This is a genomic window from Mucilaginibacter jinjuensis (genome assembly GCF_028596025.1).
GTDB classification, from domain to species: Bacteria; Bacteroidota; Bacteroidia; order Sphingobacteriales; family Sphingobacteriaceae; genus Mucilaginibacter; species Mucilaginibacter jinjuensis.
Window position 1 is genome coordinate 5,058,006 of record NZ_CP117167.1, and the last position, 21,654, is coordinate 5,079,659.

At 42.8% G+C, this 21,654-nt stretch carries 19 protein-coding genes; 9 read left to right on the forward strand and 10 right to left on the reverse strand.

Annotated features, from left to right (window positions below; translation table 11 throughout):
• Positions 1 to 29: 29 nt before the first annotated feature.
• The 7 genes from PQO05_RS21810 to PQO05_RS21840 all read right to left on the reverse strand — a co-directional run bounded on the left by PQO05_RS21810 (position 30) and on the right by PQO05_RS21840 (position 10,605).
• Positions 30 to 1,361, reverse strand: coding sequence for a TldD/PmbA family protein (locus PQO05_RS21810; protein ID WP_273629565.1), 1,332 nt, complete (start codon positions 1,359 to 1,361; stop codon positions 30 to 32).
• Positions 1,362 to 1,366: 5 nt separating this feature from the next.
• Positions 1,367 to 3,001 carry a TldD/PmbA family protein gene (locus PQO05_RS21815; protein ID WP_273629566.1) on the reverse strand — a complete coding sequence of 545 codons (1,635 nt, stop codon included), beginning with the start codon at positions 2,999 to 3,001 and terminating at the stop codon, positions 1,367 to 1,369.
• Between the two features lie 62 nt (positions 3,002 to 3,063).
• The gene (locus PQO05_RS21820; RefSeq protein ID WP_273629567.1) at positions 3,064 to 4,854 is read right to left on the reverse strand and encodes a hypothetical protein; all 1,791 of its coding nucleotides are present in this window, start codon (positions 4,852 to 4,854) and stop codon (positions 3,064 to 3,066) included.
• A 3-nt stretch (positions 4,855 to 4,857) separates the two neighbouring features.
• Complete coding sequence (locus PQO05_RS21825) at positions 4,858 to 6,987, reverse strand: hypothetical protein (protein ID WP_273629568.1); 2,130 nt, start codon at positions 6,985 to 6,987, stop codon at positions 4,858 to 4,860.
• Positions 6,980 to 8,506 carry a BatA domain-containing protein gene (locus PQO05_RS21830; protein ID WP_273629569.1) on the reverse strand — a complete coding sequence of 509 codons (1,527 nt, stop codon included), beginning with the start codon at positions 8,504 to 8,506 and terminating at the stop codon, positions 6,980 to 6,982. The genes PQO05_RS21825 and PQO05_RS21830 overlap by 8 nt, the downstream gene beginning before the upstream one ends.
• 138 nt (positions 8,507 to 8,644) lie before the next feature.
• Positions 8,645 to 9,523, reverse strand: coding sequence for a DUF58 domain-containing protein (locus PQO05_RS21835; protein WP_273629570.1), 879 nt, complete (start codon positions 9,521 to 9,523; stop codon positions 8,645 to 8,647).
• Between the two features lie 86 nt (positions 9,524 to 9,609).
• Positions 9,610 to 10,605: an AAA family ATPase gene (locus PQO05_RS21840; RefSeq protein ID WP_273629571.1), complete on the reverse strand. Its 996-nt coding sequence runs from the start codon at positions 10,603 to 10,605 to the stop codon at positions 9,610 to 9,612.
• Between the two features lie 180 nt (positions 10,606 to 10,785).
• On the opposite strand from PQO05_RS21840, the gene PQO05_RS21845 reads away from it, so the two are divergent.
• The 7 genes from PQO05_RS21845 to PQO05_RS21875 all read left to right on the forward strand — a co-directional run bounded on the left by PQO05_RS21845 (position 10,786) and on the right by PQO05_RS21875 (position 15,488).
• Positions 10,786 to 11,412 carry a DUF4159 domain-containing protein gene (locus tag PQO05_RS21845; protein ID WP_273629572.1) on the forward strand — a complete coding sequence of 209 codons (627 nt, stop codon included), beginning with the start codon at positions 10,786 to 10,788 and terminating at the stop codon, positions 11,410 to 11,412.
• 71 nt (positions 11,413 to 11,483) lie between these two features.
• The gene (msrA, locus tag PQO05_RS21850; protein ID WP_273629573.1) at positions 11,484 to 12,029 is read left to right on the forward strand and encodes a peptide-methionine (S)-S-oxide reductase MsrA; all 546 of its coding nucleotides are present in this window, start codon (positions 11,484 to 11,486) and stop codon (positions 12,027 to 12,029) included.
• A gap of 29 nt (positions 12,030 to 12,058) precedes the next feature.
• The gene (locus PQO05_RS21855) at positions 12,059 to 12,298 is read left to right on the forward strand and encodes a UPF0175 family protein (protein ID WP_273629574.1); all 240 of its coding nucleotides are present in this window, start codon (positions 12,059 to 12,061) and stop codon (positions 12,296 to 12,298) included.
• Positions 12,276 to 12,737: a PIN domain-containing protein gene (locus tag PQO05_RS21860; RefSeq protein ID WP_273629575.1), complete on the forward strand. Its 462-nt coding sequence runs from the start codon at positions 12,276 to 12,278 to the stop codon at positions 12,735 to 12,737. Before PQO05_RS21855 ends, PQO05_RS21860 begins: the two co-directional genes overlap by 23 nt.
• A gap of 7 nt (positions 12,738 to 12,744) precedes the next feature.
• Positions 12,745 to 13,557, forward strand: coding sequence for a 5'-nucleotidase, lipoprotein e(P4) family (locus PQO05_RS21865; protein ID WP_273629576.1), 813 nt, complete (start codon positions 12,745 to 12,747; stop codon positions 13,555 to 13,557).
• A 259-nt stretch (positions 13,558 to 13,816) separates the two neighbouring features.
• Positions 13,817 to 14,692, forward strand: a complete 876-nt coding sequence (locus PQO05_RS21870; RefSeq protein WP_273629577.1) for an aldose 1-epimerase family protein — start codon at positions 13,817 to 13,819, stop codon at positions 14,690 to 14,692.
• Between the two features lie 16 nt (positions 14,693 to 14,708).
• Positions 14,709 to 15,488, forward strand: a complete 780-nt coding sequence (locus tag PQO05_RS21875; RefSeq protein WP_273629578.1) for a class I SAM-dependent methyltransferase — start codon at positions 14,709 to 14,711, stop codon at positions 15,486 to 15,488.
• A 117-nt stretch (positions 15,489 to 15,605) separates the two neighbouring features.
• Here the strand turns inward: PQO05_RS21875 and PQO05_RS21880 are convergent, their stop codons facing one another.
• Positions 15,606 to 18,383, reverse strand: coding sequence for a DNA gyrase/topoisomerase IV subunit A (locus PQO05_RS21880; RefSeq protein ID WP_420490369.1), 2,778 nt, complete (start codon positions 18,381 to 18,383; stop codon positions 15,606 to 15,608).
• 236 nt (positions 18,384 to 18,619) lie between these two features.
• Positions 18,620 to 19,780: an aspartyl protease family protein gene (locus tag PQO05_RS21885; protein WP_273629579.1), complete on the reverse strand. Its 1,161-nt coding sequence runs from the start codon at positions 19,778 to 19,780 to the stop codon at positions 18,620 to 18,622.
• A 95-nt stretch (positions 19,781 to 19,875) separates the two neighbouring features.
• On the opposite strand from PQO05_RS21885, the gene PQO05_RS21890 reads away from it, so the two are divergent.
• Positions 19,876 to 20,283, forward strand: coding sequence for a Dabb family protein (locus PQO05_RS21890; protein ID WP_273629580.1), 408 nt, complete (start codon positions 19,876 to 19,878; stop codon positions 20,281 to 20,283).
• A gap of 146 nt (positions 20,284 to 20,429) precedes the next feature.
• Here PQO05_RS21890 and PQO05_RS21895 read toward each other — a convergent pair whose 3' ends face one another.
• Positions 20,430 to 20,948 carry a YdeI/OmpD-associated family protein gene (locus PQO05_RS21895; protein WP_273629581.1) on the reverse strand — a complete coding sequence of 173 codons (519 nt, stop codon included), beginning with the start codon at positions 20,946 to 20,948 and terminating at the stop codon, positions 20,430 to 20,432.
• Positions 20,949 to 21,074: 126 nt separating this feature from the next.
• On the opposite strand from PQO05_RS21895, the gene PQO05_RS21900 reads away from it, so the two are divergent.
• Entirely contained in the window at positions 21,075 to 21,509 is a 435-nt protein-coding gene (locus PQO05_RS21900) for a nuclear transport factor 2 family protein (RefSeq protein ID WP_273629582.1), read from the forward strand.
• The last annotated feature ends 145 nt before the right edge of the window (positions 21,510 to 21,654 follow it).

Genomic DNA, 21,654 nt, shown 5'->3' on the forward strand with positions numbered 1-21,654 from the left:
TCTTGTTTCTTGTGTCTTGATTCTAAAATTTAAACCGCGTCTGACAACGAAGTGAACGTAAAGTCCCTGATCTTCATTGGCGGGATCAGATAGCTGCGGTAGCTTTCAACGCTGATGGTGCGCTCTGGTTTACCCAGGGCTTCCACGTTATTCAGCATAATTACCGGGCTCTCGTTAAAACGGAAATTTTTAACCGGGAACATGATCTTACCGTTCTCGATGTAGAAAGTACCATCACGGGTCAACCCGGTTAATAGCAGCGATTGTGGGTCAACCATACGGATGTACCATAAACGCGATACCAGGATACCACGCTCGGTGCTCTTAATCATTTCTTCGAGGCTGGTAGTACCACCATCCATAATAATATTGCTTGGGCCGGGTACAGGTTGTACACCTTTTTTCTGTGCCCAATAACGCGAGTAGCTCAGGTTTTTAACCACACCTTCTTTAATCCAGTCGGTACGCTCTAAACGCTGGCCTTCGTTGCTCCAGGTTGGGCCAGGCAGTTCGGTGTTGAATGGATCTGAGTAGATGTTCACCTTCTCGTCCATCAGTTTTTCGCCTAAACGGGTACCTCCACCCTTTTTGCTCAGGAAGCTACGGCCTTCTTCTGCACTACGTGCATCAAAGCGGAACATGTTTTCCAACATATAAACACCGGCAACAGGCTCAAGGATCACAGTATATTTACCCGGCTCAATAGCTTTGGCATTGGCAGAGCTTAATGCTTTTTGTGATGCAATTTTGGTTGCGCTTGCAGTATCCAATTTGCTTACATCAGTAAAACCACGTGCAGCATAACCAGATACGGTACCTGCCGCATTACGGGTGGTTACCGAGTAAATTACATCGGTTGATTTATCGTAGGCAAACAAACCTTTAGAGTTCATTACCGCGGTAAAACGGGTTGTATTTTCAAGGAAACCTGCAGCCTGCAAATTAGCAGCTTTGGTAACATCGAAAGCTTTGCCAATCATCTCGGCACGGCTTTCTGGTGTCATGGCTGCAGTTTTTGCATTGTACTGGATAGAATCCTCAAACTTTTGCGGACCGAGCATCGGCATAGTTTCCGGGTTTTCCGGTGCCAGTTGTGCTAATTCTTCAGAGCGGCGAACCACTTTTTCCAGCGATGCATCATCAAACTCATTGATGGTTGCTGTACCTGTTTTTTTACCAAAAACAGAGCTTACAGCTAAACCAACAGTACTGATATCGCCGGCGGTTGAAACTGCATTTAAGGCTGTACGGATGTTACCACCGTCGTTACCTCTCAGGCTCACTTCGCACTCATCGGCTTTTGAATAACTAAGCACCTTCTTTAATAAAGCCTGTGCTTCTTCTTTACTATATATAGGCATATTAATTATCCGATTTTTCGTTTAGTATTAATTACGTTAACTCCATTAAAACGTGCGGTTGACGAACCGTGCGATACTGCATTAGACTGGCTTGGCTGACCCTTACCATCATTAAATGCACCACCCAAACGGTAATCGCTCTGGTCGCAAACAGCAGTAAGCGAGTTCCAGAACTCCTGGTTTGTTGCCTGGTAAGCCACATCGTTTAACATGCCTACAATTTTTCCGTTTTTGATCTCGTAGAACAGCTGACCACCAAACTGGAAGTTATAACGCTGCTGATCGATAGAGAATGAACCGTTACCTACAATGTAGATACCTTTCTCTACATTTTTAATCATGTCATCAACGCTCAGTTTTTCTTTACCCGGTTGTAATGATACGTTAGGCATACGCTGGAATTGTACATCATCCCAGCTTTGTGCGTAGCAGCAGCCTTGCGAATGATCTAACCCAATCATGTGCGCCTGATCGCGAATGGCCTGGAAATTAACCAGCACACCATCTTTAACCAGATCCCACTTACCGCATTTAACACCCTCGTCATCATAACCTACAGCACCCAGTGAACCTGCTTGCAGCTTATCGGCCACGATATTCATATTTTTGCTACCGAAATGGAAATTGCCCGATTTCAGTTTCTCTAATGACAGGAAGCTGGTACCTGCATAGTTTGCCTCGTAACCCAATACACGGTCGAGCTCAGTCGGGTGGGCTACAGACTCGTGGATGGTTAACCAAAGGTGAGACGGATCGAGTACCAGGTCATATTTACCCGGCTCTACCGATTTGGCAGCCACTTTTTCAGTTGCATTTTTGGTAGCGTTTTTAATATCCTCAATCATGTCGTAACGGTTTTTGTAACGCGTTACCACACCTTGTACTTTTTCAGATTCGCTTGGGGTTAAATACTCGTAACCCATACCCACTGGTGAGCTTAGAGCCGCACGGGTTTCAAAAGCACCCAAATCGCGGTCTATTTTGGTTACCTGGAAATTAGGGTACAAGCGGTGGATATCCTGATCGATGTATGAACCATCTGTAGAAGCAAAATATTTTTGCTCGTTAATAGAGAAGATTGTTGAGTTAACAAAGTTTGCACCCAGTTTTATAGCCTCACCGTTGGCGGTAAGCAATAAATCAATCTTTTCTTTAATAGGCACCTCGAAAGCGTTTTTTTCGATAGGTGTTTTCCAGCTTACCTCGCCAAAGCCTTTTTGCGGGGCCAGTTGTACCGGTTTGCTGCCTAATTTGGCATTGGCTTTTGCTACTGCAACTGCACGCTCTGCAATTTTGGCAACACCTTCTTTAGTTACGGTGTTACCGGCCGCAAAACCCCAGCAACCATCGGCCAAAACGCGGATACCCACACCGAACGACTCGGAGTTGGCAACGTTTAGCACGCGGGTTTCGCGGGTTACAATGGCTTGGTTTAGATACCGACCAATGCGGATATCGGCATACGATGCACCTTTAGCTTTCGCTGTGTTAAGGGCAACATCGGCAAGTTCTTTTTTGGCGCGAATGTCGATAGTTGTTAATAGCTGCTCCTGGTAAATTGATTTACCAAAGGCAGAGTTAGCAATCATCGCAGACCCGGCTCCTAATCCCGAAAGATAAATAAAGTCTCTACGTCTCAAGGTTAATCCTCCTTTGTTTTGCTTAGTTAATATAGTTTAGTTAATAGTTTCTTCTAATTGGTTCAGGCTGCAAATTTGGCCTCGGCCCAGAGGTATGTGCAGGCCAATAAAAGCAGTATATAAAAATATATTTTAGATACCGGAATCTGTATTTTTTGGTGTATTTGTTTTGTTACAGATTGCTCGCGATCAAAAGCAGCGGCATATTTTTTAGTATCGCGTAGCATACCGGCATACTTTAAACTGGCCCACTCATTTTGCGGATAAACAAACAGCCATTGCCCCACACCTGTACCTTGCTGAACCTGTTGCCAGCCTGCATGTTGCGGCCAGTAAGTGGCATGCCATACAAAAGGAAGCTCGGCCTGGCGTTCAATTGCAATTTTAGTCTGATTGATCCTGATTTCAGGTTGGCTTGCCGAAGTTTCGAGTTGAAATTTAGTGTGGCTATTTACTGCCGGTACGCTATTAACAACCGACCATTGTTCGGTGCTTGGCGTATGCTTGGCAGCTTTAGTAATCAGCAGCGACCATAGTGCGGTATAGTCATTTTCGTCGCCACTCAGCATCCAGTTGTGTGTGGCATTCAGCACGGTAAAAACTTCTTTACCACTACCCGCCAGGCTGCTGCTGGCCAGAATATGATTTTGTTGATCGAAAACCAGCGGCTGGGTATAATTTTGTGCGGCAATGTAAATAGGATCAAGCAATAGCTTACCACTTGCCACATCCTGACCCTGTATTTTTAACGAAGTAACCACCTGCCCTGCTGTAGAAACTTTGGTAACCGGGTAATCTTGCTGTAGCCAGAAATCAGAATGTGCAGTACTATCGGCGCGGACAATAATGCCTAAACCTTTTTGTAATACTTCCTGTTTTAAGGCTGCGCTTTCAGAAGCATTTAATGTTTTCAGAACTTCAAGATCACTCAGTATAATATCGAATTTCTCGAGCAAGCCCGGTGTTAAATGCGCCAGCGATTGCTGTTCTATATTCACAAACTCCTGGCTAAATTTATCTTTACTGATGGCAGAGCGAACGGCAACACCGTATCCTTTTTCAGTCAACCAGTTTTTCAAAAATTTATCCTCGAAATTTGGCGAACCGGCCAACATTAAAATCTTGAGCGGCTTAATGGCATCAACCGTAACCGGGATACTTTCATTTGCCGATGTATCGGCATCGGTAGTGCTGATTAAACGATAAACCGCACGGCCAGCATGACGAGGTGTAGTATTTAAATCGAATGTTGCAGATGTGTTTGCCTGTATAAAAGCAGAATCAACCGTAGTGCCTAATCCTTTTAATGATACTTTAACAGCTTTATCAGTAGTATTGTTAAACGAGCCCTGTACGTTTAATTTTTCACCTGTTTTTAATTGGGCATTCCAGCTTACAGAACTTATGCCATTAGGTACTTTAGGCGAATGATATTGAACAGGGAGATTATGCAGTTGTACTAATTGATCTTCGCTTAAACCATAACCAAAAACTTGTAAACTGCCGATGCTGGGTTTGGCTTCTGTTAAATCATCAACACTGCTAATCAATACAGCTTTTGGATAATTTTTTTTGATGGATTTGCTCAACGTATAAATTCGGGGTGAATTGATAGTACTGATACTATCAGCGTTATATCCTTCCGTCAGTAAAACAGCTTGATTCTTTTCGTTCAGGCTGATATCGCCTTCATAAGTAATCGGCAAAATAATACAAGCTAAACCGGCTATGGCTACCAATACTGCTACTAAACGCCAAATTAAATTGCGCTTGCTTTCGCGCTGAACTTCGCGCCAAACGGCAAATACGGCAACCACTAAACAAATAAGTAAAACGATATAAGTCCAGTTCATTTACTATCTGTTTATGCGGTTTAGATTTTTAAAATAGCCCTGCGACAAGCCAATATCGGCCGAGGAGCTTGATGATTGCGGCAATGCACGGTTTAAAGGCAATGCACGTTGAATAGCCTTCTCTACCACTGCAATATTATTTTCTGTGGCTTTGCCCGAATTTACGATCTGTTTCATGGCACTTACAGCAGTTAAATAAATACCCGGCTGTGCGGTTGCCTTAACACTTAACTGCGCCGAAGCCACTTGTAAAGTATGCTGATCGATAGCGTTTAATTTAGGATCAGTTTTTAACTGTTCTAATACGACTACCGCCTTTTTCAACGTCTCAAATTGGTCGTCTTGTTTTTTAATGTCTTCGTGATTGATTGGCTCCGCAATTTTGCTCAAATCGCCGGTCATGCGTTTTTCCAGTTTCAATGGCGGCGGGTTGTAGCCGGTTTTAGCCACGTACGAGCGTGATTTCTGTTGAAGATCTTTCAGTAAGCGTAAAGCCTTGTATTCAAACGGCAAAGCATCTTGAGGTTTGTACATGCGCAATTGCAGCTCGGCTTTCCACATTTCGGTCAGCGTGGCTTTTAGTTGCTCTTTTACGGCAGGCTCCAGGAAAGTAGCATCTTCGGCATTATCGTGCTTATCGGTGTAAGCATCCATAATCATGGCGGTATTGCTAAAGTTTTCGGCCTTGCTTAAATCGCTGTTGGTTTCTTCTCCAATTTTCGATTCATCTTCTTCGCCCAAAAATTTACCGTACCGCAGGCGCAGCATTTTTTGATCGGCACCTAAATCATTACAACGTTTATTAAACTCTTCCTTACTCAAACTATCTTTAGCGTGGATGAGGCTTTGCGAATCAATGATGATCTGACGCTCGCTTCTGAAAAACTCTGGTTTTACGTTTACCCCTGCAACCAATCCGTCCATACTTAACAGCTGCGCAGTATCCTGTATCGAAACTATATAAACATCGGTACGACTTGTTTGCTGGTGGGTATCCTGAGCCTGGATGTAGAAGTACAGCTCATCGCCCGGTTCCATATTTAACGAAGGCAGATCAACCAGTTTTTGCAGATTATACTGACGGCTATGTGCACCGAAAGCCTCGCTAAAATTGAGTTTATATTCTTTAAACTTAACCGCTTCGCCGCTACCCTTAGCTACGGTTGCATTGATGATGGCATTGCTAATCCCATAATCATCATTTACCGAAGCATTAATGGTAACCTTCGGCGCTTCGCCCGCATCGATATGAGTGTATTGTTTTGGTGTGTTGATTTTGATAACCGGCGGCGCATCTTTAATAACGGTTACGGGATAAAGGTCGGACAGTTTACCATCTACACTCACCTGGTAAAAGCCCGGTGTAGTAATTATTTTAGAAAGATGCCAGTCTGATTTACCCGAGCCCGATTGCATCTTCAAAACCTCATGCTCGTTAAAGATTAGCGAGATCTGTTTTACATCGATATTGGTTTGAATATTCCATTTTACGGTCGATCCTTCTTCAACATCCAAAGTAAATCTATCCTGTTTACGAGCCGGGCGGTTGGTGTAAGCCGGAGGTGTAACGGTTAAACCGGTGGTTTTAATTGAGGGTAGAATCTTTTCTGGTGGCAAATTCTTCGCACTTACGCCCATCGTATCTGTCACCAGTTTACCCATAGCCGCATGCCATTTAACAGGCAGCTTAGCCAGTATAAAACTGAGCACCAAGGCTACTACCACAAAAATACCGGCCTGCTTTAAGCGACGACCGAATTGCTGCGGCGTACCCGGAACCTGGTGCAATGCCTGCTCTACTTTTTGTAATTGAAGGCTTTCTAATAAATTAAGCGTACCGGCGGGTTTTAGTACCAGTTCGCTGCTTTCTTCCAGTTCTGGATAACTTTGGTTTAAGAAACTTAGTATCGATTTAATGGTAATTTTCCAAGGGCGGCGAATGGCAGACAATACACCGAAAATCACCAAGAAGATAAGCACCGCCAAGATGAACGACGCACCGAAAATATAATGCAAAGCACTGCCCAGCAGAATGGCTACAGAGGCCGATAATAATACATCTGCCGCTATCTGGTAGCTAATCCAGCGTTGCTGTAAAGCCTTTATTTTATGTAGTCCTGCTTGCTCAGCCATTACTTACCATTTTATTACGTGTTGCCAGCCATCTTTCTATCACAAATACCACAATTAAAGCCAACCAGAAATATTTACCCAATTCATTTTGCACTGTGAATTTGTCGGCCACTACATGTGTTTCTTCTATTTTAATTGGTTGGATCTGCTCATTAGTAAGACTACGGCGATCCTGATCTGTTACTGTATTTTTAGATGGCACGTTAACCAATTGTAACATCAGCTTAGGGAAACTACTGCTCCAGGCCATATCATTCCAGGTTGGGCTAAAGCGGCTGTAGAAATGGTATACCTCGGCATTATCCTGTTTCTCCATATCCAAAACCGGGCGACCGAAACCATCGTGCCAGATGATCTCTCCTTTTTGATGCGTGGCACCAATAAGTTTAAATAAAGGGATTTGTTCGGATCCATCCGGCAAGGCAATATCACTTACCGAACTGATGCGGGTATTTACAGATTGTGCCTTACCTACCTGGTAAGCAAATATCTTAGTATGCTGTTGTAATAAGCGAGCAGCAAATGGTTGCTCAGATAGCCAGAAAATCCAAGTCTGCCCTACCGGGATTGCATTGGCACTGGTGTATTGTTTAATAACGGTTTTTCGCTGGGTGAATTGTGCCACGGCATCTAAAGCTGCTTTGAGGTAACCGGCATCGGCAGTGTTACGATCTGTGTAGATGGCAATGCGTAAAGTAGTGGTATCAACAGGTACTGCTTTGTCTTTGCTGTTCACCAAACTCACTTCGGGCTGGCCGTTATTTACGTTTACCGCAAACCTTGCATCTCCTTTATCGGCCTGAATGTTAAAATAATCATAAGTAGTGCCAGATGGTTTGCTGGTACCCTGTACAACCTTAACCGTATTGTTATTATTAAACCAGGCATCCTGCACCCAGGTATTTACCGAATCGGCAGGGGTATAAGTTTGCCAGTGGAGGTTAAGAGACGAAGTAGGTTTATCGCCTACAAAATGATTGGCACTGTTTGGCGTAAACAGATAAACCTGGCGATCAGTTGGTAACTGGCTGTCGAGTTGGCTCAACAAATTCCAATAGATTGTAGTTTGTTTTGCGGCAGTATCTAAAGTTTTAAGGTCTTTAGTTTCGGCCAATAATTTAGTGAGATCAGCCTTTGGGAAACCGGGATTGAAGTAATGAAACTCGTAACCCAGTTTGGTCAGTAAATCTATACTGGTTTTATAATGCTGATAGCCTTCGCTGAAGTTCTCTTTCGGTAATAAAACCCAGCCTTTTACTTTGGCTGCGGTGATCTTTTTTTGCCAGATAGGTGCCGTTAACAGAATAGCTGTTAATAATAGTAGCAGACAGCGCAACAACAATAACAAAATATCCAGCAACTTAAAGCTACGGCTGCTTTTGCGCGATGCCGATACAATAAGCGAGGTGCTGCCAACCTTTAAAACCTTGCCCGGCTTGATATTCCACAAGTGTATAACCACCGGGATAAGTATCGCGGCCGCAGCAAAAAACCATATTGGATTTAAAAATTGAAGCATTATAGTATGTTCTCTCCTTTGTCATTGCGAGGTACGAAGCAATCCCGTAGCCAATGCATTTCGTTGATGTATACCGACGAGATTGCCACGCTATCGCTCGCAATGACAATTTTTTTATATTGTTGTGCCATTCTCAACTTATATCCCTTTCTTCCGTTGCACCAAAAATGCCCTCAAAGCTTCATCAAGCGGCTGCGAGGTATCAATCATGCGGTATACAATATGTTTGGCAATCAGTTGCATTCTAATAGACGCTAAATGTGAATCTAACGTTTCTTTATATGTTTTGCGGGCTTGCTGGGTATCTATCTCAATGGTTTCGCCTGTCTCGAGATCTTCCAGTGCTGAGTAGCCTTTAAAATCGAAATCCAGTTCGTTTTTACCCATCAGGTGAAACACAATTACCTCGTGTTTCATGGCAGCCAGCGAATCGAGCACTTTGTAGATCTCGCCATCGGTTTGGTACATATCGGTTATAAAAACCAATAATTCTTTACGACCCGATCCTGCAAACAGTTCTTTATAATGTGCAGGCTTGGTAAAGGTTCCGTTAGCTTTGATATGATCCAACTGATAATAAATACGCTGCAAATGCTGCGGATCTGCCTTTGATGAAAGCGTAAATAACCCACCATCCTGAAACACATATAAACCGGCAGCGTCGCCCTGTAAGTTTACCAAATAAGCTAACGAAGCTGCTAAGAAACGGGCATAGTCGATCTTCTTAATCCCGTTATCATCATGGTTCATCGATGCGCTGGCATCTACCAGAAACTTCACAGAAATACTGGTCTCCACTTCTGATTCCCGGATGTAATACCTGTCTGAGCGGGCAAACATACGCCAATCCAGCCAACGCAGATCATCCCCCGGCTGGTAGCTACGGTATTGGCTAAACTCCAGTCCCGGGCCCTTTACGGTACTTTTATTAAAACCATTCATAAAGCCATCAATAACCGTTTTCGCCAGTAATGGCAAAGTTTTAATGGTCATTAATACTTTAGGGTCGAGTTGCATTTAATTTAGTTGTGAGTTATGAGTAGCGAGTTTCAAGTTATAAAGCTCCCCGTCTTGTTTCCTGTCTCTTGTTTCCTGGCTCTCTCTTAAAGTGCTTTCGGCCTCTCCACCAGTTTAATCAACTCCAGTGTTGCGGCATCAGAAGTAATACCTTCAGATTCTGCTTTAAAGTTCATTAATATACGGTGCCGCAGTACCGGTTGTGCCATGGCGTGAATATCTTCCATCAATACAGCGTAACGGCCTTTTAATAATGCGCGCGATTTAGCTGTTAATATCAAAGCCTGGCCGGCACGCGGGCCTGCTCCCCAGCGGACCCATTCTTTTACGTAATCAATATTAGTAGTATCCGGGCGTGTAGCGCGAATTAGCGTGCTTACATACCTGATCAGATCTTCGCTGATGGTAACCTGGCGAACCAGGGCTTGCGCCTGCATAATTTCTTCTGCGCTTATAACTGGCAAAACTTCGGCCTTGCGGGTACCTGTGGTGCGGTTCAATACTTCAAACTCTTCCTGATCTGTTGGGTAGCCCATTTTAATGAGCAACAAAAAGCGATCGAGCTGGGCTTCCGGCAACGGGTATGTACCGGCCTGCTCAATCGGGTTTTGGGTAGCCAGGATAAAGAAAGGTTTATCGAGCGGATAAGTTTGTCCGCCGTAAGTAACTTCAAACTCCTGCATCGCCTCTAACAAGGCAGCCTGGGTTTTAGGCGGGGTACGGTTAATCTCATCGGCCAAAACAATATTGGCAAACAGAGGGCCTTTGTTAAACTTAAAGAAACGCTTACCGGTAACGTGGTCTTCTTCCAGAATTTCGGTACCCAGAATATCAGTAGGCATCAAATCGGGCGTAAATTGGATCCGACGGAACGATAGGTGCAGTGCCTGCGACATGGTTTTGACAGTCAGCGTTTTTGCCAGCCCTGGTACACCTTCCAGCAAACAATGTCCGCCGGCTAAAAATGCAACCAGCAGTTCGTCTAATATGGCATCCTGGCCTACTATTACTTTCTGGATTTCGTTTTTCAGCTGTGGAAGCTTGGCCAACAGCGTTTTTATATTGTTTTCGGTAAGTTCCAAAGTTATTTTGCGTTTAAAAATTTGGATGTGTTAATTTTCTGACACAAGATATTGCTGTTTTAAGGTAAATACAATGGTTTGTTATAAAAAATTAAATAAAGTATCCAAAAAATTACAACAGACGCAACCTATTGCGTTTTTTAGCAAGAATATTGTAGTAATTTTAGAGTTTTAAGAATAATGTCTGTAGGAAAAAAATTTACGTTCGCCCGTTTTAGTTATCACTCTGGCGATTGGGATACCGACCAACGTATGCCAGCCAATATACTTAACTCCTTAATAGAGTATACTACTATACCTATTGAACCTAAGGAGAAGGTAGTTGCGCTAAGCAGTAACGAAATATTTAATTATCCTTTCGCCTATATAAGCGGGCATAAACTGGTACAATTTGATGCCGTTGAACGCGCCAACTTTAAAAAATATGTAGAAAATGGCGGCTTCGTTTTTGCCGATGACTGCAACCATGACATAGACGGGCTTTTTGCCAAATCATTTGAAGCACAAATGAGTTCGCTCTTCGGGCCTAATGCTTTGAAGAAAATCCCTAATAATCATGCTATCTACCGCTCTTTTTTCACTTTCGAAAAAGGGCCTCCAAATACTTCTTTCGAACTTAATGGCTGGGGTGATGACCTGGTACACGATTATTTAAAAGCCATCGAGATCAACGGTCGCATAGCAGTACTCTATAGTAATAAAGACTATGGCTGCGAATGGGATTACGATTTCCGCAACAAAAGGTTCTTGGCCGAGGATAATACCAAGTTCGGCGTAAATATTGTAGTATATGCACTGGGTTCTTAGCATTTAGGGTATCTGCCAAAATTTCAGATACTTAAATCAAAAGCAGCCTGTAATAGTTATATATATCAACAATGAACTTACAAAAGGCAACATTTGCAAACGGTTGCTTCTGGTGTACAGAGGCTATATTTCAAACATTAAAAGGTGTAACATCTGTAACCTCGGGCTATACAGGCGGGAAAACAGAAAATCCGAAGTACATGGAGATCTGCAATGGCGATACCGGCCACGCCGAAGCCATTGAGATAGAATTTGATGCCGATGTATTAAGTTTCGACGAATTATTGCTAATTTTCTTTAAAACCCATAATCCTACCACGCTAAACCGCCAGGGTAATGATGTGGGCACCCAATACCGCTCAGCCGTATTTTACCATAACGACGAGCAGAAACAACAAGCCGAAGCCATGATTAAAAGGCTTAGCGACGAGCAGGTTTTCGATAAGCCTATTGTTACGCACGTAGTGCCTGCCGATGTCTTCTACAAAGCAGAAGATTATCATCAAAACTATTTTAACGATAACACCAATAAGCCTTATTGCTCATTCATAATTCAACCGAAGCTTAACAAGTTTGCTAAGGAGTTTACAGATAAGATAAGGCCGGAGTTGTTGTAAGCATTACGAAAATTCCCTATCTTTAAATTATGACTTTAGAGATCAATTTACCTGACAGTATAGATATGTCGCAAAAAGAGGTGATAACAGCTCTTGCGGCACAGCTATACCATGTGGGAAAATTATCATTGGGCCAGGCTGCAGATGTGGCGGGTTATTCTAAAGCGACCTTTATGGATTTATTGGGCGAGTATGGAGTTTCGATATTCAACCACCCTGTCGACGACTTAGATAACGACTTCAAGAATGCAGGACGTTATCATAGCTGATACCAGCTGTTTAATTTTACTCCATAAAATAGACGAGCTCCATTTACTTCAATCACTTTATGGGCAAATTACCATTACTTCTGTAATAGCAGCAGAATATGGTATGCATTTACCCGAATGGGTTACTATTAAAAATGCAATTAATGTATTATCACCCGATATCATAAGCGCAAATGTAGATCCGGGTGAAGCCAGCGCAATTAATTTGGCAATAGAACATAAAAGAAGTTTATTGATCATTGATGATCTAAAGGCCCGAAAATTAGCGCAGAAGTTAAATATTGATTACACCGGAACCATAGGTATACTATTACAAGCCAAAGTTGAAGGTTACGTAAGCAACATTAAACATATCTTAACAAAAATAAAGGCAACTAACTTTCGCATTTCTGAAGACTTAGAACAAAAAATCTTAAAATTGTCGGGCGAAACAGAATAGCATCAATATGAAAAAACTCAATATCTACCTCATCAGCTGCATAGCATTGCTTTCGGCTTGTGGCACTTCACACAAAACAGCAAGCACACCGGCTGCAAGTACTTCAATAGCCAACGATGGCAAAGTATGGACAGCCATATTTCAACAACGTGCTGCTGAGTACAAAGCATTATGTTTTCAGGCTTATAATGTGGCTAAGTTGCGTATTGATGAGGCTACTAAGCAAGCCAATGGCAAACCATTAGCCGTAGTTACAGATATTGACGAGACACTTTTGGATAACAGCCCCGAAGGTGCTCGCGCAGGTTTACATAACGAAGAATTTAGCAGCACTGCCTGGAAAAAATGGACTGCACAAGCAGCCTGCGATACCGTACCCGGCGCTCCCGATTTTTTTAAATATGCAGCATCAAAAGGTGTAACGGTTTTCTACATTACCAACCGTGATGAAGACGAACGTGCCGGAACGCTTAAAAACCTGCAACGCTACAACCTACCATTTGCAGATGATAGCCATTTATTGTTAAAAGGCAAATCATCGAGCAAAGAAACCCGCCGTCAGCAAGTACTGGCTAATTATAATATTGTGTTGCTTTGCGGAGATAACCTGGCCGATTTCGATGCCCTGTATGACAACCATCCTTCAGAAGATAATCGCACAGCTACTACTCAGCAATTGAAACAAAAATTTGGCAATAAGTATATTGTATTGCCAAACCCATCTTATGGTGATTGGGAAGGCGCTTTATACAAATTTAATTACAAGCTTACACAAGCGCAGAAGGATTCGTTGATTAGGGCAACGGTAAAGAAAGACTAAGCCCCCTAACCCCCTAAAGGGGGAACAAAAAACAAATTTGTCATTGCGAGGAGGAACGACGAAGCAATCTCGTAGCTATACAGATTGAATAAGCATTGGCGACGAGATTGCCACGCTATCACTCGCAATGACAAATTTGAAAGAAAGTCCCGTTTCCTAACTCTCGATTCCTGACTCTCTTCTAAAGTTTGTCACAAAAATAAACTGAATGCGAATTGCATTGTTGTGAATGTTATCTTAGTGATAAATCCCCCACAACATGACTATCATTGAAAACAATTACCTCAAAGTTGCCATCCGATCGCAGGGCGGCGAATTAACATCCATCTATAATAAAGCCGCAGGTATTGAGCATTTGTGGCAGGGCGATCCTAACATCTGGGGCTGGCATGCACCAAACCTTTTCCCGGTAGTAGGTGGCTTAATTGATAACGAATTACAAGTTGATGGCCAAACCTACCCAATGCAGAGGCATGGCTTTATCCGCCCTTCTGAATTAAAACTGGGTTCGGAAACTACTAAGCAACATGCATTGTTCTCGTTGCCATACTCGGACGCTACCCTTGCTGTTTATCCTTTTAAATTTAACTATCAGATTATTTATGATCTGATTGATAATGCACTTCGCGTTACTTACAAAGTGGTTAATATGGATACCAAGCCTATCTGGTTTTCGGTAGGCGGTCACCCGGCTTTTAATGTACCTTTCAGTAGTACAGAAGGTTCGGCTTATGAAGATTATTACCTTGAATTTGAAACCGGCGAAAAACTGGATACCCACATGTTATCTGCCGATGGTTTCTTTACCGGCGAGACCCGCCATGTGCCATTAGATGGGCCCAAGTTGCATTTAACCCGTCATTTATTTGATGAGGATGCCTTAGTTTTCAAGAAATTGAATAGCCGCCAGGTAACTATCAAGAGCGATAAACACGAGCATACTTTATCGGTAGAATTCCCGCATTTTAACTACCTGGGGATCTGGGCCAAACCCGGGGCCGACTTTGTTTGTATAGAACCATGGCTAGGTTGTGCGGACTCAACCAGCGGAGCAACAGACATCAGCAAAAAAGAAGGAATTCAAAAATTAGTACCGGGGCATGTATTTGAAGCCGCTTTTTACGTTAGTATTTAAATTATAACGCAATCGCATGCAACAAACATTGTCTCTAAGCGCCGAACCAACCGTTCGGTTTTCTAACCGCGTAGGAAATTATGTAAAGTATCGTCCGGGCTATCCCGAAGCTGTTCTCCAATCTTTGCAACAGGAATTTAACTTAAATGCAGATTCGTACATAGCCGACATTGGTTCTGGCACCGGCATTTTCACCAAACTTTTGTTAGATAAAGGCTACAAGGTTTACGCCGTTGAACCCAACGAACCCATGAAAGCCTTTGCCGAAAGCGATTTGAAAGGTTATAAAAATTTCACCTCGGTAGCAGGTACAGCAGAGCATACCAATTTGTTAGCTAACAGCATTGACCTGATCACCAGCGCAACGGCATTCCATTGGTTTGATGTTGAGAAATCGCGCGTGGAGTTTAAGCGGGTACTTAAACCAAACGGTGCCGTGGTATTGCTTTGGAATGTGCGCAAAGCCGATACAGATGCCTTCGCCATAGCTTACGACAAATTATTATTAAAATACAGCGGCGACTATAAAGAAGTAAAAGACAAAACCCTTAACGGCGAACGTCTGGCCGGTTTCTTCGATCAGGGTAAATTTGAAACTATCTCTTACCCTAACGAGCAGGTATTTGATGAAGAAGGATTAATCGGCAGGTCACTGTCATCATCTTATGTGCCATTGCCTGAAACTGCTGAAGGGAAAGTATTTTTGAATGATCTGAAAGCGATTTTTGCAGAACATCAGATTGACGGCAAGGTGCGCTTCTTGTATGATACGGTGATGTATATAGGGAGAGTTTAAAAAAAAACGTCATTGCGAGGAACGAAGCAATCGCGAACTGTACAGAGCGACTCTGTAGGTCGGGGATTGCTTCGTACCTCGCAATGACGTGTAATATTGACAAGTTACCTTAAAATCTTAAAACAAACTGCTCTGCCCTTTATCATCAATCTTAATATCATCCGGATTGGTGATCTCAAAATCAACATCTTTTACAGGCTTATCAGTCTCTGGTATATTATCTGGTGCAGGTTCAGACGTTGGTTTTACAACTGATTTTGAAACAAACTGTGGCTTAGCAGATGGTGCTACATCTGGTGCAGGCTTATCTTCCGCCACAACATCCGGCTCGGTATCTTCTACCGAATCCGGAGCCGGGTCTGGTACATCTTCTTCATCGTCGTGCTCGGCAATCAGTTCAATGGTTTGGATGGTATGGGCAGAGAGGCGGTTACCCATTGCTTTCATACCTTTTACATCAATCAAATCGGTTAGGTTAAGTTCAACCAGTTCTGGTACAAGGGCTTTGCCCTTTAATTGCTCTACCTTAACAACGGGTTGTGCAGCACCAGAGAGTAATACCAGTTTAGAACCACTTTCCTCGCTGATGATACTGGTTTGCTTACCAATGGCCGTATTCTCGAACAGAAAACGTTTAACCATATAGTTTTTCGACTTGCCTTCGTAATGCACAACCGAGAATACTTTTTCGGGGTTATATTTCTCAATCAGCATCATCTTATCATCAAAGTGATTGTTGAGGTCGAAACTAGTTAGCTCGTAAGTTCCGTTGTTCTGTACCGTAAGGATGCGATCGTCACCATCAAACTCGCCAAGATAAGTCCCGCGGCCATCGGCATTGAGTCGACGCAACACATCATCAAACCAAATTTTACGACCAGCCAGGGTTGATACACCTTTGCTTTTCAGCAGTATCTTTTTAACCGGGTACTTGGTAACAATATTACCCATACTACCGCGGCCTTTAATGGCAATATTGGCAAAATCCTCGTCGAACTGCAGTTTCTTTAATTTAGAATGTGGTTTCAATTGAATGTTAATCACCTCGGCCTCACCATTAGGATTGGCTGTAAAGTAAAGCACTTTGCTACCTTTGGTGCCTTTGGTAAGGTCATATTCCTTATCTCGGGTTACACCGGCTACGGCAAAACGTTTTACATAAGCAACACCACTCTGGCCATCTTTGTAGATCATGTTGTAGATGGTGCGCTCGTCGTTTTTCTTAAACACCCCTACATGAATAATGCCCTTACCAACAAATACCTTATCCTGTACTTTGGTAATCATGCAACGGCCATCCTCACGGAAAACGATGATCTCATCAATGTCCGAACAATCGGCTACAAACTCATCTTTCTTTAAACCACTGCCGATAAAACCATCTTCGCGGTTTACGTATAGTTTTACGTTAGCGAGGGCTACCTGTGCAGCTTCTACCCTATCAAAAGTACGCAGCTCTGTTTTACGCTCGCGGCCTTTGCCGTATTTCTCTTTCAGGCGTTCGTACCAGGCAATGGTATAATCTGTCAGGTGCTTTAAATGATGCTTTACCTCTTTAATTTCTTTCTCGAGGGTATTCATCTGCTCATCCGCTTTTTTAACATCAAAGCGGGTGATGCTGCTCATTGGCTTATCAATCAGCTTCTTATAATCCTCGGGCAGTATCTCCCGATAAAAATGCGGGAAGAAAGGCGTAAACAAACGGGTTAAAACCTCCAGCACGTTTTCGAAGTTGCCAGAGTTTTCGTAATCCGGGTGCTTGTACATCCCTTCCTGGATAAATATTTTCAGCAATGAGCTAAAGAATATCTTCTCCATCAAGTCTTTCAAACGGATTTCCAATTCCTGCTTCAGCAGGTCTTTGGTGTAGTGTGCGCTCTCGGTCAGGATATCGTTCACACTCATAAAGTGCGGCTTATCCCCTTTAATTACGCAGGTGTTCGGTGAGATAGAAACTTCGCAATCTGTAAAGGCATAAAGTGCATCGATAGTAACATCCGGCGAAATCCCCGGCGCCAGGTGGATCACGATCTCTACATTTTGCGCGGTATTATCTTCAATCTTCTTGATCTTAATTTTACCTTTATCATTGGCAGAGATTACACTATCAATCAGACCACCGGTTGTGGTGCTGAAAGGGATTTCGGTAATAGCCAGTGTCTTTTTATCGCGTTCTACAATTTTAGCCCTAACGCGTACTTTCCCGCCACGCTGGCCTTCATTATAGTTACTGCAATCAGCCATACCACCGGTCGGGAAATCGGGTACCAGATCCGGGCGGATACCTTTTAACACACCAATGGCAGCATCAATCAGCTCAATAAAGTTATGCGGCATAATTTTGGTAGCCAAACCAACGGCAATACCTTCGGCACCCTGCGCCAGTAGCAATGGGAACTTTACAGGCAGTGTAATGGGCTCTTTGTTACGACCATCATAGCTGGCCTGCCAAATGGTAGTATCGGCATTAAACACCACATCGAGTGCAAATTTTGATAAACGCGCCTCAATGTAACGCGGTGCAGCAGCCGAATCGCCGGTTACCGGGTCGCCCCAGTTACCCTGACAATCAATCAGCAGGTTTTTTTGTCCTATTTGCACCATGGCATCGCCAATAGAAGCATCACCGTGCGGGTGGTACTTCATGGTGTTACCAATTACGTTGGCGGCTTTGTTGAAACGCCCGTCGTCCATTTCCTTCAGCGAGTGCAAAATGCGGCGCTGTACGGGCTTTAAGCCATCATAAATGTGCGGAACGGCACGGTCGAGTATTACATAAGAGGCATAATCCAGAAACCAGTTCTCATATAAACCATCCAATGAGATGGTGTTATGCATATTATTCTCTTCAGAACCAGAAGACGGGAAATCTTCAGGAGTTATTTCTTCACTCATTCTTAAAAACTATTCGGATTTGTAAATATACGCACAACGCTTAACATTAGCGTGATATGAGGTGTAGTGTGGATAAAGAATGTGTTTTTGATTTTCGAATTTACTTTGTCTTGAACCAGAATTTTCTGAATTAATTAATTATCAGAATTGATTTAGTTTACTGAGGCTGTAATGCCGTCCCGACTATGGTAGGGATAGCATGCCCTGTCTTGATTCTTGCCTCTCGATTCTTGCTTCTATCGTTTATCAATCTGCACTTTCCTTTCAACGCCTTTATCATCTTTAATGGTAAGCGTTGCCGTTTCTTTACCATCTAAAATGGATTTATTATTCAGCAGGTCGCATAGGTTGATGTGCGAATAATCCACATCATTAACAGCAGTAATTTGCTCGCCTGGTTTAATCCCAATTGAGCTATCTTTCCAGACCACGCCAACAACAAGCTTATCACCGGATAATGTTGGATGAAAAGGCCATTGTTTTTCATACAGATCGGTTGTGGAAGCAATGCCTTCGAAGTAAAACTTCTTGTTTATATAATCCAGGGTTATAATGCCATAGTTCAGAATTTTTGTGCCGAAACCCGGTACCACCTGTTTATTACTTTCGGTAATTATATTTTCGAACCTATATCCGCATAAAGTTATAACGGGTATCTGGAACCTGTACTTATCAGCAGCTTTTTGCGCACCGGCACCGCTAAAACTGTTAGCGCCATAGCCTTTGGCTATTACCTCACAAGCACCAGCTTTTTTTAATCGGTTCATACCATCTTCGCTGATGCGTAATAGTTCGCTATCGCCAGTATCAAAACCTAACAGCAGTTCTGTTTTATCGCCAAAAGTTAGTTTTACTTTAGGGTCGCTTTGTTCATTAAGTATCAGTGGAAGGCTTTTTTTGCCGGATAAGGCTAATTTACTTTCCTGATCAGTTATGATAATGATATGCTTTACAGCGTTAATGCTAACAATAGAGTTATGCAGCAAATTGCTGCCTATTACCCCTTCAACACCCCAGCATTTGTAAAATGCCGGTATTAATGTAATAGCCGGGATGTTATTAAAAGTGACTGAACCCAGCTTCAAATCAATGCCCATTACTTTGATTGAATCTTTATTGCCATAGGCATCAACAGCTATATCTGTATGGATAACTTTGGCCCCCGACTTCTGCCCCAAATCCTGATCTATCGCAACAGGTGCGCCGGTATCGAATAAAAATTTATGCTTTACGCCAGCTATCTCGGGGTAAACAAACATTTTTCCGTTGATGGTTTCGTAAGGGATTTCTTCGTAGTAGTTTTTAGTTGAAGCTTCTCCCTGGTTGTAGCTAAATTTCTGAGCCAGGGTAACAGTACAGGGCAATACGAATAATAAAACGCAGATAATGAATTTCATGGCATAGGGTTAAAAGCACAAGTTATAATTTTTACGATAATCAATAATAGCTGATTAACTTTTTTTATAACTTGACGATCTCTATATCAGCATCTATGAAAACATCGAACAGAAGAAAATTTATAGCCACTACAGCTGCGCTGGCTACAGGCGTGGCAGCATCGGCATTACCTTTAACTACTATGGAAAACAAATATCCTGTAATACACCACGTATTTTTCTGGCTTAAAAACCCGGGATCAATTGAAGACCGCGACAAATTGGTTGCCGGTGTAAAAACATTATCGAAAATAGAAACCGTGCGCGAACTACGTGTCGGTGTAGTTGCCAGCACCGAAAAACGCGACGTGGTTGACAACAGCTGGGCGGTATCAGAACTCATGTTCTTTAGCGATCTGGCCGGGCAGGCTACTTACCAAACCCATCCCATCCACCTGGAATTTGTTAAAAATTGCAGTCACCTTTGGGAAAAAGTTATTGTGTATGATGCGGTGGATGCGTAAGTAATAAGCTTACCCACCATGCCCGTCATCGCGAGGAACGAAGCAACCCCCGATTTGCAGAGTGGCTCTGTATAGTTCGCGATTGCTTCGTTCCTCGCAATGACGGGCTTTTCGTAAATCCGAAATCAAACATCCGAATTCCGAAATCATATATCTTTCTTCGCCTTCAAATCCCTTATCATTTCAGAATACCCCATTCTGCGGGCGGCGGCGTTAATGGTATTGGCAATTCGGGTTGCGCGGGTAGGTTCTGTTTTGGCGCTGTTAATCCATTTAATAAAGTAATCGCGATGGCCACGGGGCAGGGAGTTGAAAAATTCTAAAGCCTCGGGTTGTTCGCAATCGAAGCATTCCTGCAAGTCTTCGGGCATTTCTACTACATAATCGTCGTGGGTTTCGAGCTGTACTGCAATGGTGGCACCTTTACTTTTATGGATACCTTTACGCATATCGGCATTAATGGCCATGATAAAACTGCCATCGCCCCAGGGCATCAATGCAACGCCTGCGATTGGAAAATGATCTAAAAAGCCCTTTACCCGGAATGATTTCTTATTCCCGGGTTTTAATTCGAGCGCCAAATCCTGCGGAATGATGATGTATGACCAGCCAGTCTTCTCACCCTGCTCTGCAAATTGATAAATTATGGTATCAAATTTTATCATCTCGCCACACAAAATGCGGTTTTAAAGCCAATTTATCAATAGTTTTTATTTGGGTAACAATGGCGTTGCACAAAGCAACTTTTGCCTGTATTTACCGTCTATATGAGTGTTAATAGAAAAACAAAAATGAAAACGTTAAAATCAATCGCAGCCGCTGCTTGCTTGTTAGTTACATTCGGCGCTGCAAAAGCAAACACAAAATTAAACGATGGTAACGCCGTTGCCTCACCCGACAATGCCATCAACACTTATGTTGATGCAGTTAGCCACGGTAAAACTGAAGGCCTGAGCAAGGTTATCGATAATTCGGCAAAGTTCAGCATCCTGCAAGGTAAAAACATCCTGAGCTTCAGCAAAGCTGATATGATGGCTTTTGTTAAAGAAAACAAAGATGTTGAACAAGCTTGTACCACCAGCACTTCGGTTGTAGAATCGAACAACGACATGACCGTTGTAAAAGTAGACATGAAATACCCAGCTTTTACCCGTACCAACTATGTTACCCTTACCAATACCGGTAGCACCTGGAAAATTACAAACGTTTACAGCGTTGTAAAGTAAGTTAAAAGTTTAGTTAGTATTAAGCAAAAAAGCCATCCCTGTAAAATGGGGTGGCTTTTTGCTTTTATACACTTTTTATTAAAAAAATATTTTACAATTTTTTATAGCATTTGTTACCCGGGCCGATGCTTTATAATACCAAACA